Source organism: Desulfotomaculum defluvii, assembly GCF_054657375.1.
This window is the reverse complement of record NZ_BAAHYV010000008.1, coordinates 252,719-268,535: the sequence shown is the minus strand read 5'-3', so window position 1 is coordinate 268,535 and position 15,817 is coordinate 252,719. Positions and strand designations below refer to the sequence as shown.

Genomic DNA, 15,817 nt, shown 5'->3' with positions numbered 1-15,817 from the left:
ATTACCTAAAGATAAATTATTGGGCCAGGAAAAAATATACAAATAACTTATTACCCATGTCTGTATTAAAATACAACAAACCATGAGGTAATCTATTTATTGCTTAAAAACTTCTTCGTACTAAGGCAATTTCGTTAAAATAGGCCCGCCTAGAATTGTCTATATGTTCTCTAGCAACCCTTTCTGCTAAGGAACCATCTCGCATTTTTATAGCTTCTACAAGTTGTCGATGTTCGCGGGTGGCTTCCTCAATGCGCCCAGGGTGACAATATCCTACTCTTACATATCTAGTGATATGGTCCACCAAGGTAGTAATCATCCCATAGAGGCGTGTACTGTCTGCTACCTTGTATATAAAATCATTAAATTCCTGATGGACCTTTTCCAGTTGAGCAAAGTCCCCATCCTTTGCCAGTTCCTCAATTTTCTCCAGCAGATCAGTAAGCTGTTGAAGCTGTACAGGGTTTATTTTCTCCGCAGCCATTCGTGCAGCTAACCCTTCTAATACTGCCCTGATTCGATAAATCTCTAATACTTCAGTATCAGTAACTTGGGCCACCACAGAACCTACCCGTGGCAGGTGAGCAACCAAGCCTTCCAACTGCAACATCCGAATTGCTTCTCTCACTGGTGTCCTGCTTACACCAAGTTCCTGGGCCAGTTTTCGCTCTACCAAACGTTCTCCTGGCTGCAATAAACCCTTTAACATAGCCTGACGTAACTGCTTATAAACCTTATCCCTAATTTGTGGATAGGGTTCGCTCTCCACTGGTTGCAAAGTATTCTCTGTCAAGATAAGAACTCCTTTCACCTGGTATACTGGTATACCATATTCGATTAAAAAAAATATCTTCCTGCTTAAAATTTTCCTTTTTTACCTTACAAGCAAGGCAACTGTTAATACGAAGACGTTTCTTACTTCCTTGGGATTTATTTGGGCCATAAGCCATTGGCCTTTGGACTAGCAAAGGCCAGGCTTTATGACCCCGGGACGACCTGAAGCAGAAAACGATCCTCGTGCTTTCTGTTCTTATTACCATACTTGTGGTTGCCACTCTACTACTTGACCAATCTGTCGGGTCTTGGCAACATCAATAAGTCTTTGGTTAGCAGAGCCCCGAAAGATTAAATCCAAGTTTTTTAGCTCCTTGACAAAGGGGCCATCAACCAATACATTCACTCGCTCCAAAACTGATAAATCCTTTATATCTTCGTAGCAATAACCAGTATAGACCCAAATATCCAGTCTAGGAAATTCCTGTTTGACCCATTGAATTAAGTATTTCAAAGCCTGGAGCTGCATAAGTGGGTCACCACCACTGAAGGTAACACCCTGGGTCAAGGGAGAAATGGTAGCCTTTATTTCTTCCGTCGCCTCTTCAAGAGTTACCTCTCTGCCACCTTCGGGCCTGAGAAGTTCTTCATTATGACAACCCGGGCAATGACGGGGACAACCCTGCAGAAAGACCACCGTTCTTAACCCCGGCCCATCCACTACACTATTGGCCGTAATACCACCCAGACGCAGTTTTATACTCATTTTTCCACCACCCTGTAAAATGTTAACCATCAGCTTAGGGATATATTTTGAGAGGGCCTTGGGCTTTTTTGTGCGTGTTTTGCTTCGGTCTTTAGCTCATGGCTCATGAACCACGGCCCCTGGCCTTAGTGTCACAGGGACGGCTCCATTGACAAATCAAAACTCTGTCAAAGAACCGTCCCCATGTCATTTACAGTATCTAGCCCCTGGGATCAAAGCCCCCATGAGTTGTTCTGTCATTAAGTTCCGCTATCTTGGCATCATTGAAGCGATCAACGGTGCTAAGATAGCCTGTAATACGACGAACCCGGCGAATCTGCGGTGATTCACAGCGTGGGCAGCTATCCTCATTAATAACTCCGGTTAAACTGCAAGAGGTGCAATAATCTACCGGGAAGTTAATGGCTGCGTAACCCATATCACTGGCCTTCATATGTTTAATAATGGCTTCCACAGCCTGTGGGTTGTGCTGCGGTGGTGAAGCCATTTCGATATAACTAATGTGACCAGCATTACAGTATTTATGATAAGGGCCTTCCAAGGAAATCTTTTCAAAAATACCAATGGGATAACCTACAGGGATATGGAAGGAGTTTGTATAGTAATCTTTATCTGTTACACCAGGAATAATACCAAATTCCTTGCGATCCAGTTTGGCGAATCTGCCAGAGACACTTTCCGCCGGAGTTGCCAACAATGTGTAGTTCAAATCATACCTTTCAGAGGCTTCATCAATCTTTCTACGCAGGTAGGAAATGACCTCCAGCCCCAAGGCCTGGGATTCTTCACTTTGTCCATGATGCTTACCGGTCAGTGCTACCAAAGCCTCTGCCAAACCAATGAAGCCAGGTGACAGAGTGCCATGCTTAATTACTTCTTCAAGAGTATCACAGGGATTTAGGCCCTGGGAACCAAGATATAATCCCTGCCCCATCACAAAGGGCATGTCCTTGACCTTTAACTTAGCCTGCACAGTAAAACGATGATACAGTTGACGGAAGGTTAAATCCAAAGTGTCATCCAACAATTGGTAAAACCTTTCCAAGTTTCGCTCTGCTTTAATGGCTATACGGGGCAGGTTGATCGTCGTAAAGGATAGGTTCCCCCTGCCATCAGTAACTTCTGGACCCTTACGATTAGCCATAACCCTGGTTCGACAACCCATGTAACCCACCTGGTCACCGTATTCCTTGTTAAAGGAAGAGTCCATAAAACTAAAAGTGGGGTTCAAGCGTATGGATGATACCCGAATAGCTAACTGAAATAAATCATAGTTAGGATCATCGGGATTTAGGTTTACTCCTTCCTTCAACTTAAAGATAATATTCGGGAAGATTGGGTTTTCACCCCGACCCAAACCAGCCTCATAAGCCAGTAACAGGTTTTTGGTTACCCTCCGTGCAGCTTCAGAGGTTTCTGTACCCAGATTTAAGCTAGAAAATGGCACCTGGGCACCAGCTCGACTGTGCATACTGTTCAAATTATATATCAGTGCCTCCATAGCCTGATAAGTCTCTTCATCAGAAGCATTTTCCACAAAGGGTGCAATATCCCGGTCAAAGAAGGCAAAGGACTGGCCACCGTGCATATCATTCTGAGAACTCTGCAAGATAATGGCAGCCAAAGCAGTGGCCGAGGTGGGGCGCTTAGGTGCCCGGATGTAGCCGTGTCCTGTGTTAAAGCCCTCCTTTAATAGCCTGCCCAAGGGGATTTGTATACAGGTAAGGGTTTTTCCATAAAAGTCCAAATCGTGTATATGTAAATCCCCCCGGGCATGGGCTTGGGACATCTCCTCGGGAATTAATCTTGTTAAGTAGTATTTTTTACTGGCAGCACTTGCTATCTGTAACATCTTAGCAGAGGGAGAATTGGATACGTTGGCATTATCACGGTTGGTCTCTTCCAAAATTTCCTCCACTGCATCCATCAAATCACTTCTGGCATCCCTTAGGCGTGTTCTTTTGTGACGGTAAAGGATATAGGCCTTGGCTGTACGGGCATGGCCAGATTCAATAAGCACCTTTTCCACCATATCTTGAACTTCTTCTACACCAAAAATATTACCGTTATATTTTTTCTTCAGCAATTTTAAGACATCAAGGGTAAGCTCCATTGCTGTCTGACGGTCTTCTCCACCAACTGCCTTAGCAGCCCTAAAAATTGCTTCAGTAATTTTACTTTCGTTAAAGACAACTTCACGGCCATCTCTTTTCTTAATCTTTGTAAACATCTTGGGCCCCCTTTTTATCTTCCTTACTTTTTAATAACTTTTCTACTTCATGAAGAAAACTATAAATATCACCAAATTGTCGGTAAACCGAAGCAAAACGAATATAAGCCACTTCGTCTAATTCCAATAAACTGCTCATAACTAACTCCCCTACAGCATGGCTAGGGACTTCTAATTCCCCATTGCTTCGCAATTCCCTTTCAAGATGATGGACAGTATCCTCAATTTTCTGGACAGGCACAGATCTTTTCTCACAGGCTTTCATAAACCCTGCCAGTAATTTAGCTCGATCAAAAACCTCTCGCCGTCCATCTTTTTTCACCACAACTAGTGGACGTTCGTCTACCCTTTCATAGGTCGTAAACCTCTTACCACATTCACCGCATTCCCTGCGGCGTCGAATACTATTGCCTTCATCGGCGGGTCTGGAGTCTAGAACTCGGCTTTCCGGGAAGCTGCAGAAGGGACAAATCATTTCGTCACCCCTTAAACATTGGATCTTTGCCACCTGATTTTTCCTAAGACACCAAGATATTGTGGCGAGACTAATTATAAAACACCATATGTTGAGAGTCAATTTCCATTTATCTGTTATAATGACTATCCATTCCAGTAAAGTTTGTCCAAGCCTTCTTTTTCTTCGATTTTCTGTATAGTTAAGTAAAAAGTAAATTTGAGACTTTAATCCTACCCCGGCAGACAGTTAACACCAGCAAAAACTATGAAACGACTGGATAGCTGAAGCAAGTTACGGTTACATACAAGAAATAGGACCTTTCCCAGAAGAAAAAAAGCCCAAGGAAAAAAAAGCACCCCGGCAATTTAATTGCTGGGGTATAACATAATTTAATGACATGAGCGAGGAAACTCTGGAGGATATTTATGATATTCGCATGTAGCGATAAATAGTTAATTTAAATGTGCAAATACCTGCGTTCCTTTAGGGGATTACATTCTAACGTTTGGAATAGTCGTAAAATCCCCTACCTGTCTTGACACCAAGATGCCCTGCTCGAACCTTTTGTTTAAGGGCTTGAGATGGACGGAACTTGGGATCACCGAATTCCTTGTAGAAATACTCAATTACCATTAATAGTGTATCAATACCTATCAAATCACACAACGCCAGCGGCCCTATTGGCATGTTGGCACCGAGTTTCATGGCTTCGTCGATTTCCTCCACAGAAGCCACACCTTCCTGGTAAGTGTGGGCAGCGTCATTAAGATAAGGAACCAAAATACGGTTTACAATAAATCCTGGTGCTTCATTAGCCTTAATCGCAGTTTTACCTATTATTTTACATGCTTCCATAGCTAAATCTATCGTAGCTAGGCTAGTTTCAACCCCGGGAATTACCTCCACTAGTGTCATAACGGGTACTGGGTTAAAAAAGTGCATTCCCACCACTCTATCTGGTCTGCCACTGGCTGCCCCGATTTCAGTAATACTAAATCCAGAAGTATTCGAAGCAAGAACTGTATTGGTTGCACATATTTCATTTAATTCCTTGAAAACCTTTTTCTTTACGTCAATGTTTTCAACTACCACTTCAATCACTAAGTCACAATCCTTGAAATCATTATTATTGGTACTTATTTTTATATTTTTAAGGTAGCCGTCTTTATCCTGATCAGTAATTTTACCTTTGGCCACACTCTTGTCCCAATTCTTTATCATACCTGCCAGTGCTTTATCTACAAATTTCTGTTCAATATCTACCAATACCACCTGCAACCCTGACTGAGCACCCACTTGAGCAATCCCCGCTCCCATGGTGCCAGCACCCAATACTCCCATCTTTTTAATGGCCATAAGAAGACTCCCCCTTTTTCCTAATACAATAAGATGAGTAAAATTTATGTTCAAAATACTTCAGTATCAACCTATACCTGACCTAATAAATTTTTAACAGTTCAAAATAGCAGCCAATAATTATTTGATTATTCAGAAATATAATGGTGCAAAAAGAAATTCAATACTTTTACATTTTCTTTTCTTTCATCAGCTTTAGCATCGGTTCATAGCTATCTTCAAACATCTTCATAAATGTCTCGAAGTCACCCGCCAGGAGGCTGCGTCCGTTACCTAGGTAAACAGCCAACGGGTCCAGCGTACGCATGATCATTACTTGCTCTTCTGTAGGCGGTTCAGTTTCAATAAGGTTAGGGGATATCGCCAAGTCCCATTTGACAGCGGCTTTAATATTTTCCAGTTTCACCCCAGGATGGATTTTTTCTAGATACATTTCCCTGGTATCAACATCAAATCGGTACACTCCCATAGTGGTTATTACAGCTACAGGGCCTCCACCCGGTAATCCTGCCTGCTCACGGGCACCTGGACGGCCATCAAGATAACCTGGTGAGGTCAAGTAATCAAGTTTCTCCACAAAATTTCTACCGTCCTGGCGCATCATTATTAAAATACGATTGGCAGATGAAGCAAGGTCATTGGCTCCCCCACTCCCGGCCAAGCGTACTTTGGGATGATAATAATCAGCGCCAATAAATGTTGAGTTTAAATTACCAAACTTATCTATTTGTGCGCCGCTTATGCAGGCTACATCAACAAAACCGGCCTGTTGCGCACCCATAACTTCCCTTTGGGTACCGGTGTAATAAGCTCGCTCATTATTAACGGCGCAATTTACGCACATTGGCAGACGCCTGGGAGAGGGGCCTACCGCCCCAAACTCTACCATCATATTAAAGTTAGGAGCATGAGTAAATTTTGCCACGGTTGCTGCCATCAAGGGCATACCAACCCCAATGAATGCCAGTTCCCCATCTTGAATTTCCCTGGCCGCTGTAACTGCCATTAATTCCGGTAGGGAATAATCCTTTGCGTAATTACTCATAATAATCACCTCACCTCTCCAAAGCGCTGGTATTTATGTTCACTAAGCATCAATCGGTAAAGACGATCGTATCCTACCATTTTGCAGTAATCATCCCAGTCTTTTGTGCCAAGGACATACTTATTTAGCCATGCTTCGTATCCTTCCTGGGTAGCAAATTGCTTGTAGGCATCGAGTCCATACGCAAGGTCATGGTGATAATAGAAACTTGATTCTCTCCAGTGGGCACCAAATGGGGCATGGACAATGGCATCAACATAGTAATAGGGAATCGTGGTAAGGTTTGGCATTCGTCGAATTTCATCCTGAGTTACTATTTCTTCAACAGTGACAATAACATGCTTAGAAGCCCTAGCCAGTATATCTGTGTTGCCATATAAACCCAAACACTGCACATTACCTATTTCATCAGCTCGCGCACAATGCATAATCCCTACATCGGGGTTAGAGGCAGGAACCAAGGCTATCGGGCTCTTGGTGTATGGATCGTCAATTATTTTAATCTTTGGATTATATTTTAGAAGATCCGAGCCTAGCTGTGATTTAGTGGGCATGAAAGGCAATCCCATTGCCCCAGCCTGCCAGCGCATGGCAGCACCAAAATTACTGTAGTCCTCTATTTCAAGGGGCTGGGGTATCCCGTGTTCTGCTGCTCTACGGAATACTTTATCTTCCCCTTCAATACCTCCCCAGTTATAAGCCATTTCAATTTTCCTTATCAATCCCGAACCAATAAGGGTAGACGACATCCCGATTTGGCTGGTTGTAACTAGATCCAAACTCTTAATCCTGTCTCTCTGCCTCACTATCTCCCATATAAGAGCAGCAGGAGCGGCACTCACTGACATACCCATGTAAGATCCTTCATGAATAAAACGGGATACGGCTTCTTTGGCCGTCATTATCTTGTTGACAGGTGGTTTGGCCCTTCCTGGCGCCGGAACTATCGGCTCATAACGCATAGTAACCCTCCTCCATAACGAATGAATTGCGCCCAAAAGAAAATACTATAAATGTTCAAACATTCTGTCATATAATTGCAATGTTAAAATCATAAGATTTTTACGTCAGTTAAAATAGACAACAGTAAAAAATGTAGGACCATTATGATGTGGTAAACAATGTTAGCAATTTGCTCATCGATAGCGTAAAAAAGAAAAATCAACGATACTTCTTTTTTAAAAAAATAAGTCTTTCCCTGCCAATTCGGCCTAAGCCAGAATACTCTTACCAATGATGATGCGTTGTATCTGTGAAGTACCTTCAAAAATCTGTAATATTTTGGAATCCCTCATCATCTTTTCTACTGGATATTCTCTACAGAACCCATAGCCACCCAGTATTTGAACAGCATTAGTAGTTGTTCTCATAGCCATGTCTGCAGCAAAGCACTTACTAATGGCAGATAGATCAGCAGCCATCATTTTTTCATCGAGGAGCCAAGCGGCTTTCTGGTACAATAGTCTGGAAGCTTCTATCTCCATGGCCATATCGGCCAGCATAAACTGTATGGCCTGGAAACTGGCGATATTTTTGCCAAATGCTTTTCTCTCCTTGGCATAATTCCGTGCAAATTCGAAAGCCGCTGAGGCAACCCCTACTGAGGCAGAGGCTATAAAGGGGCGAGAAGAATTAAAGGCCTTCATGGCAAGCTTAAAACCGTCACCCTCTTCCCCAATCCTGAATTTCTTGTGTACCTTAACATTGTCTAGAATTATTTCAGATGTATCTGAACAACGCATGCCCATCTTGTGCTCTGCTTTGCCAATAGACAGACCCTCTGTATTACGATCAACCATAAAGAAGCACTGGGATCTGTTGCCTTTGCTCTTATCAAGGGTGGCAAGCACCGTATACTTGCTGGCATGCCTTGCATTGGTGATAAATATTTTTGTACCATTAAGAATATAGTAATCCCCATCCCTTTTCGCGGTGGTTGACAAACCAGCCACATCGGAACCAGCATTCGGTTCCGTCACTGCGTAGGCAGCAAGTTCACCGCCCTCACAGATACTAGGATACCACCACTCCTTTTGCTCCTCGGTACCACCATAAAGAACCGGTTCAGAGGCAAGCATATTTGCAATCGGATTAATGGCTATTCCCAGGCAGCCTCTACATAGTTCTTCAACAACCATGCATAATGTGACATTGCTAAAGGCCATACCATTATACTTTTCCGGGGCGTTCATGCAAGCTATCCCTAGTTCATGCATTTTCTTGACTTCCGGCCAAGGAAATTCTTCTGATTCATCATAGTGCTGCCTTACCGGAACTATCTCATTCTCTGTAAATTTTCTTACTGTTTTTTGTAATTCCATCTGATCTTCTTCATAAGTAAATCCAAAACTCATACTAATTCCTCCTTAATTTTAAATAAAACAAAATTCTAATTAACTAAATCCCTGGGTCCGTTAAGCAAGTGTAAAAAGCCACCTCCTCTACCAGTTGTACAATAAGTTCACAGCAAAATGCGTGCCAGCAAAAAAATTTCTGAAAACCGTGAAATTACTGGATTATTTATTTATTTAGAATGCATATTATTGGAATTTATAGCCAAGAACCCTACTAGCATTTAACCGGAAGGGAACTCTAAGGCACGATATACACACCCTTCAATGAATGGCCGGAAAAACAATAATTATTAGTGAAATGTCAAAAAAAAAAAGCGACCTTAGTCACTTAAAATTCTTTACGCACGGTACTTACGCTTTTATAATTTAAACATCTTTACTACTCCAACCTTGAAAAAAGCTTTAACGAATTGCACAGTAGAATATATCAGAGGTTATGAGAAGTAATTCCAAATTTTTTAATTTTTTTGTAAAGCCACGAAATATCAATATCCAGGATCGTGGCAGTTTTTACTTTATTATATCGGGTTTCTTCAAGTACTTTAGTGATAACCTGCTTTTCATATTCCTCCAAAACTTCTTTAAGCTTGCCAGAAGAACCAGAGCATGGATAATCAAGCTTGACTTTCATGAAGCCCAGATGATTAGGAGAAATGGTGGAGGATCTCTCCATATCTGCCAGTATCATGGACCTTTCCAACACATTTTCCAGTTCTCTTACGTTGCCCGGCCAATTATATTTGCTGAGAATACCCAGAGCATCGTCTGTTATGTCAGTGACGTTGGTTCTCAAATTGATGTTTATCTTAGGGGTAAGGTATTTCACCAATAGTGGAATGTCTTCAATTCGGTCTCGCAAGGAAGGTATCTCCAAGCGAAGAACATTTATTCGATAAAACAGGTCCTCCCTGAATTTATTTTGTTCAACCATCATTTCCAGGTTACGGTTAGTAGCTGCTATGACTCTAACATTCACTCGGATGGGGCGATGACCTCCCAGTCTCTCAAATTCTCTTTCCTGGAGGAACACCAATAACTTACTTTGCATCAAGTATGACATCTCACCAATTTCGTCCAGAAAAATCGTTCCCCCATTAGCTAGTTCAAACTTCCCCGGGCTGCCACTTTTTCTGGCACCGGTAAATGCGCCCTCCTCATAGCCAAAAAGTTCAGCTTCCAAAAGATTTTCTGGTATAGCTGCACAATTGACCCTAATAAAAGGTAATTTAGAACGGCTACTGGCTTTGTGGATAGCGTGTGCAAACAACTCCTTCCCTGTTCCACTATCTCCGTTGATTAGTACTGTGATAGATGGATGGAGAGCTGCCTTTTGCGCTAGGTTTTTCACATTCTGTATCGCTTGAGCTTGTCCAATAATATCCGCAAAAGTGTATCTGGCTGAGTGTAGGTTATGAACTTCATTCTTGTACATATTAAGTTCAAACATGAGGTTTTCCATGAGATCTTTGGCATCCCATATATCCATAAATAGACTATATGCGAAGCAACCGACAAGTTCACCGTTTTTGATTAGTGGTAGAGCACATGCTATCATCTTATAACCATTTATCGACCAGTTATAACCCACAATAGCTTTACCGGTCTTAAGCACGATAATTGCACGGCTCTCGGGAGTGATATCGCCTATAAATTTACCAACTATCTCTTCTTCGGTTTTCCCAAGGATCACCAAGTAGGTTTTGTTAATAAAAAGAACTGACCCGTTTCGATCTAAAACTATAGCTACCATAGCATTATTATCCAACAAATCACTTACTAACAAACCTTTTTCCAAAACCACTCCCCCCCTTTTTCAGAATATTATATCAAAACTTACCATATTTCATCAATGATAACATTACCATAATATGTAAACACTATTTTAATTTAAACTAAATATTTTAGTATATATAGAAGGCCATATGGTATTAACACGCTTTATCTAATTAAAATGGAACCTGTCATGCTTAATGGGTATCATAAACAAATTAACGCCGATTTCGTTCACAAAGCCATAACAAAAAAAAGCTGGAATTCCTGTAAACTAAGGAACTCCAGTATTATATTAAGCTTTGTGTAATGCAATTAGTTGTAATTACCATAAGGGGATGCCCAATTATACTTAGTTACCTAAAATTCATGTCATACGAAACATCTCTTAACAATTGCTTTTTCTATTTGAGAACTATATTTCTCTGCTCCACAGGGAGGCCATAGCCGGTCCACCCCCAACACACAGGGAAGCTCCACCCAAAGTCAGTCCCAGGCGTTCCATTTCATAGTATAAAGATACTATTAGACGCAGACCTGTACATCCAACCGGATGCCCCAGAGCGATTCCAGAACCATTATGGTTGACTTTATCTAAAGTCAACTCCTTGCCATAATCTTCTTTTAACATCCTGCCTACACCCAAGAACTGAGCAGCAAACGCCTCGTTGATTTCCCAGTAGTCAATATCTTCAAAATTTAGGTTAGCCTTTTTAAGAACTTTAGGAATAGCTACTGCTGGCCCCAATCCCATAACCGTAGGCTCTATTCCCTCACTACAAATGTTTACTAACCGTAAAAGCGGCTTGATATCCAATTCCTTTGCTTTCTCCTTGGACATCAAGATGGCTGCTGCTGCTCCATCATTGATGCCAGAAGCATTGGCAGCGGTAACTGTTCCACCTTTTTTAAATACTGGTGGCAATTTACTCATTGCTTCAAGATTGGCATCAGCTATTAAATGTTCATCTTTTTCAAAATATACTACTTGTCCTTTTTTCCCTTTAACCTCTACTGGTACAACCTCTTGTTTAAAAGTTCCATCCTGAACTGCTTTGGTAGCACGTTGGTGACTAATAAGCGCCAGTTGATCACATTCTTCGCGGCTAATTCTATATCTCTCAGCAACATTTTCTGCGGTTATGGCCATATGAGCACCAGTAAAAGGGCAGAATAAAGCGTCACGAATCAGGCCATCTTCAACAGTTTGTGCATTCATCCTATAGCCCATCCTTGCATTTGGTAGCATATAAGGAACATTAGTCATACTTTCTGTACCTACCACCAAAGCAATTTCTGTATTACCTAGCATGATATTGTGAGCTGCAATTTCAAGGGCCCGCATACCAGAGGTACAATTTTGATTAACATTGACTGCACTACTTTTGACATCAAGTCCACAGGCCATTCCTACCCATCGTGCAGGCAACGAGCCTTGCATATGAGGATAAACCTGCCCTAGGGTAATTTCATCAACCATGGCTGGATCAATTCCTGCACGCTTGATAGCTTCCTTACCTACAGTAATTGCTAGATCGTTAGCCTGTACATTCTTTAAACTTCCCATGAATTTTCCGATAGCAGTCCTGCATGCGCTTACCATTACGACATCATTAATTTTCATAATTGAAGCCTCCATCCAATAATATTAATCTCCGTATTATATTCCTTTGAACATGGGTTTCCGTTTTTCCAAGAAAGCCTTCATTCCTTCTTTCTGGTCCTCAGTTGAGAAAAGGAATACCCATGATTTCATTTCATGTGTTAGACCTGAAGGCAGATCAACATTCATTCCATAATTAATGCATCTCTTGGCTTCTTTCATAGCTATCGGTGATTTTGTTGCAAGAACTTTTGCTATCTTTTTAGCTTCGTTCATGAGCTGATCTTTAGGAACAATTTTTGTAATCAGCCCAATCTTGAAGGCAGTATCAGTATCAATGAGCATACCTGTCATAACCATATGTTTTGCCCATCCCGGTCCTACCGTACGGGTTAGCCTCTGGGTTCCACCTGCACCTGGAATAATTCCCAGATTAATCTCCGGCTGACCGAATGTAGCTCCTTCAGCAGCAATACGAATATCACAAGCTAATGCCAGCTCACATCCTCCCCCTAGGGCTAAACCATTGACTGCCGCTATTACAGGTTTATCCAGATGATCAATCTTATCGACCGTTTTTCTTATCGCCTCAATAAATTCCTCTGCCATCAATGGGCCTGCGTTTAACATGAAGGCTATATCACCACCTGCTGCAAAAACCTTATCTCCGCCGCTTATTATTACAGCTTGAACCTCATCGTCCTCGCTAATATTGTCTATTAGGATAGATAGTTCCTTAATCAACTCGTCATTCAATGCATTCAGGGTTTTTGGTCGGTTGAGGGTTATTACCCCTATACCGGAATCTTTTTCATATAAGAGAGTATTAAGTTCCATAAAGTTTCCCCCTTTTAGTTACTAAATGTACTCATAAAAGCCTTTACCAGTCTTAACGTAGGTCATGTACCGATTCCAGTTCCTATAGCTCCATTACCAATCATCACCCCTTTAAAACTTCCATTACTTATACCTCCTGTTTGTAGTAATTAATTTGACAGGTAGTTTTTACAACAACAAAGGGTTCACCCTCGTATAATGCAACTAATATGCCAGAATATCGAGACATCTCTAGGCCTTATTTTTCTGGGGTTTATAAATAATTGATGTACATAGAGAATTAAATATTTTTGTTTATTGGCCATAAGAAAGGTAAATTAGGCAAAAAGCATATATAAAAGCCTCCATTGGCCAAAGGTTCATAACTATAACAAGTTGAATATTGCCGGGGAGTTTACCCCTACACTTACGAACCAGACGTAACCTCTTAATCCATCCGGCTTCTAAATTCAACGCCTGCTTAAACTGGCCAATGGACAAATAGCCAACTTAATTGGAAACTTAATAGTATGCATTACCATTGGGAGCATCAGACTTTTAGAGCATATCCCAGTGGATTTTGAGTTAAACTAATTTAAAGTTTTTATAAAAGGAAGATTGTCAATGACACAGGCTTTATTGGAAAGACCCGTCATAAGTCCTATCTTTGTTCCTAAACGAGTTTTTATAGAGCCAGCCGCTCTGGAATATGCACTGGGGCAACGCCTAAGGGATCAGTTCCAGTCCGAAGGCATCCCTGTCACTGTGACAGGTTCCCATAACCGAGTTGCCGGCATACCAGGTAAAAACCCCCAAGAAGCCTTCTTGGAGTCCAAACGAACGCTAGTGGTGGGAGTGCGGAGGGGAATGGAATTTCAAACCTGCAAGCCCTCGGCCCATTACCAACTACCCTTGGTCACCAGCTGTCCCGGCAAATGCGAATATTGCTACCTACTAACCAACTTGGGGAAAAAACCTTACGTTCGAGTGTACGTCAACATTGAAGAAATATTGAGCCGGGCTAAAGAATACATCCATCAGCACCTGCCTAGGGAGACCATCTTTGAAGGGGCGGCCACTTCCGATCCCATCCCGGTTGAGAGATATACAGGCGCCTTAAAACAAACCATCGAATTTTTTGGCAGTCAAGAACATGCACGTTTTCGCTTTGTTACTAAATTTGTGGATGTAGATTCCTTGTTGAATGCCAAACATAACGGACACACTCGTTTTCGATTCAGCCTTAATGCTGACTATGTAATTAAGCAATTTGAGCATAGTACCCCCAACATGTACGAGCGTGTTAGGGCGGCCGAGAAGGTAGCTCAGGCCGGTTATCCCTTGGGCTTCCTAGTAGCCCCCATTGTTCTTTATGAAGGCTGGCAGCAGGGGTATCTAGAGCTTTTTGAGGAACTAAACAGGGTGTTGGATCCCATGTCCCGTCAGGATCTAACTTTTGAGTTTATTACCCACCGCTTCACCCAACGAGCTAAAGGCAATATTAAAAATATCTTCCCACAATCCCAACTGGATATGAAGGAGGAAACAAGGCAGTTTAAGTACGGTCAATTCGGCTATGGTAAGTATGTTTATCCGAAGGAAAGCATGGCAGAGGTAAAAGAATTTATAAACAGCATGGTAGGACGATATTTTCCGTCTGCTAAGGTAGAGTATTTAGTGTAATTTGCCCTCAGCCTTCTGCTTGAGGGTCTGCGGGAGAGAGCCTCGGGCCGAGGGTCATGGGTAATTGTATAGGCTTGCATATCCTATCAAAAGGGAGGAATTCCTTGTTGAAATGCCCTAATGATTGCCAATGCCTTATCTGTGTGGGAACCACCTGCACTTGTGGAGACTGTAAAGATGCTCACAAACCCTGTGCTGAGCAGAGAAAAAGATTTACAGATGCAAATAAAACTAAAAAGTAAAGAAAAACGGGTCAGACTTGTTATAGTCTGACCCGTTTTGTTACTTAGTACCTACAACTACATAAACTCCTTGGCTGATATCATCAACAGCTATCCCGGTAAAACCCTGCTGTTCCAGGATATTCTGTAAGGTTTCTGGTTTTAGGCGGTGTTCAAGAGGTGGTCCCATTTCGGTGAAGGTTTGGTTCCACTCCACAATACCAATTCTCCCCCCCTGCCGGAGCACTCTGTTACACTCGGCCAGCGTTTGCGCCAAATCAGGTGCCTCATGGGCTACCATGCCCAGTATAACACAATCTACACTGGTAGAGGGAAGTGTAATTTTATCCGGGTAGGTCAAAACCCAGGCAATATTAAATAGGTTTTGTTGCTTGCTGCGGGCTAAGGCTTCCACCAAAAGGGTCTCTTGTATATCAAGGCCAAAAACAAATCCTTTTTCTGTCACCGTCTGAGCCGCTGGTAGTGTCAGAAAGCCAGTACCGCAGCCTAAATCCAGAATTACTTCTCCAAGCTTAACCCCCAATAAAGATAATACCTTTTCCTGTGGTATGAGTTCCTTTCGACGGGGGTTATCTAATTTGGCCATTTTTTCAGCATCAAATACATGGGACAATTCACGCACCACCTTATTATTAGCATCTACTGGTAGTAAAATTATGATTTACCTAATATTATATGTCAAGAAGCGTCAACTATGCTTTTTATTTTCCTGTATAAATAT

Annotated in this window: 14 protein-coding genes; 2 read left to right on the top strand and 12 right to left on the bottom strand. The window is 42.0% G+C overall.

What is annotated here, in order from left to right; all coding sequences use genetic code 11:
- Positions 1-103: 103 nt before the first annotated feature.
- The 11 genes from ACYQ03_RS16675 to ACYQ03_RS16625 form a co-directional block, all read right to left on the bottom strand.
- Positions 104-793, bottom strand: coding sequence for a GntR family transcriptional regulator (locus ACYQ03_RS16675; protein WP_459911087.1), 690 nt, complete (start codon positions 791-793; stop codon positions 104-106).
- A 240-nt stretch (positions 794-1,033) separates the two neighbouring features.
- On the bottom strand, positions 1,034-1,540 hold the full coding sequence (nrdG, locus tag ACYQ03_RS16670; RefSeq protein WP_459911086.1) for an anaerobic ribonucleoside-triphosphate reductase activating protein: 507 nt from the start codon (positions 1,538-1,540) through the stop codon (positions 1,034-1,036).
- A gap of 199 nt (positions 1,541-1,739) precedes the next feature.
- Positions 1,740-3,770, bottom strand: a complete 2,031-nt coding sequence (nrdD, locus tag ACYQ03_RS16665; protein WP_459911085.1) for an anaerobic ribonucleoside-triphosphate reductase — start codon at positions 3,768-3,770, stop codon at positions 1,740-1,742.
- The gene (nrdR, locus tag ACYQ03_RS16660) at positions 3,754-4,245 is read right to left on the bottom strand and encodes a transcriptional regulator NrdR (protein WP_459911424.1); all 492 of its coding nucleotides are present in this window, start codon (positions 4,243-4,245) and stop codon (positions 3,754-3,756) included. The genes nrdD and nrdR overlap by 17 nt, the downstream gene beginning before the upstream one ends.
- 480 nt (positions 4,246-4,725) lie before the next feature.
- A complete protein-coding gene (locus ACYQ03_RS16655) occupies positions 4,726-5,583 on the bottom strand; it encodes a 3-hydroxyacyl-CoA dehydrogenase family protein (RefSeq protein ID WP_459911084.1) in 858 nt (285 codons plus the stop codon).
- A gap of 169 nt (positions 5,584-5,752) precedes the next feature.
- Positions 5,753-6,628 carry a CoA-transferase subunit beta gene (locus ACYQ03_RS16650; protein WP_459911083.1) on the bottom strand — a complete coding sequence of 292 codons (876 nt, stop codon included), beginning with the start codon at positions 6,626-6,628 and terminating at the stop codon, positions 5,753-5,755.
- 5 nt (positions 6,629-6,633) lie between these two features.
- On the bottom strand, positions 6,634-7,590 hold the full coding sequence (locus ACYQ03_RS16645) for a CoA transferase subunit A (protein ID WP_459911082.1): 957 nt from the start codon (positions 7,588-7,590) through the stop codon (positions 6,634-6,636).
- A gap of 249 nt (positions 7,591-7,839) precedes the next feature.
- A complete protein-coding gene (locus ACYQ03_RS16640; RefSeq protein WP_459911081.1) occupies positions 7,840-8,982 on the bottom strand; it encodes an acyl-CoA dehydrogenase family protein in 1,143 nt (380 codons plus the stop codon).
- A gap of 427 nt (positions 8,983-9,409) precedes the next feature.
- Complete coding sequence (locus ACYQ03_RS16635) at positions 9,410-10,783, bottom strand: sigma-54 interaction domain-containing protein (RefSeq protein WP_459911080.1); 1,374 nt, start codon at positions 10,781-10,783, stop codon at positions 9,410-9,412.
- A gap of 384 nt (positions 10,784-11,167) precedes the next feature.
- Positions 11,168-12,376, bottom strand: a complete 1,209-nt coding sequence (locus ACYQ03_RS16630; RefSeq protein WP_459911079.1) for a thiolase family protein — start codon at positions 12,374-12,376, stop codon at positions 11,168-11,170.
- A gap of 36 nt (positions 12,377-12,412) precedes the next feature.
- The gene (locus tag ACYQ03_RS16625) at positions 12,413-13,192 is read right to left on the bottom strand and encodes an enoyl-CoA hydratase/isomerase family protein (RefSeq protein WP_459911078.1); all 780 of its coding nucleotides are present in this window, start codon (positions 13,190-13,192) and stop codon (positions 12,413-12,415) included.
- A 603-nt stretch (positions 13,193-13,795) separates the two neighbouring features.
- Between ACYQ03_RS16625 and splB the strand changes: the two genes are divergently transcribed.
- A complete protein-coding gene (gene splB / locus ACYQ03_RS16620; protein ID WP_459911077.1) occupies positions 13,796-14,854 on the top strand; it encodes a spore photoproduct lyase in 1,059 nt (352 codons plus the stop codon).
- Between the two features lie 107 nt (positions 14,855-14,961).
- Complete coding sequence (locus ACYQ03_RS16615) at positions 14,962-15,096, top strand: hypothetical protein (RefSeq protein WP_459911076.1); 135 nt, start codon at positions 14,962-14,964, stop codon at positions 15,094-15,096.
- Positions 15,097-15,136: 40 nt separating this feature from the next.
- Here the strand turns inward: ACYQ03_RS16615 and ACYQ03_RS16610 are convergent, their stop codons facing one another.
- Positions 15,137-15,718 carry a class I SAM-dependent methyltransferase gene (locus ACYQ03_RS16610; protein WP_459911423.1) on the bottom strand — a complete coding sequence of 194 codons (582 nt, stop codon included), beginning with the start codon at positions 15,716-15,718 and terminating at the stop codon, positions 15,137-15,139.
- Between the last annotated feature and the right edge of the window lie 99 nt (positions 15,719-15,817).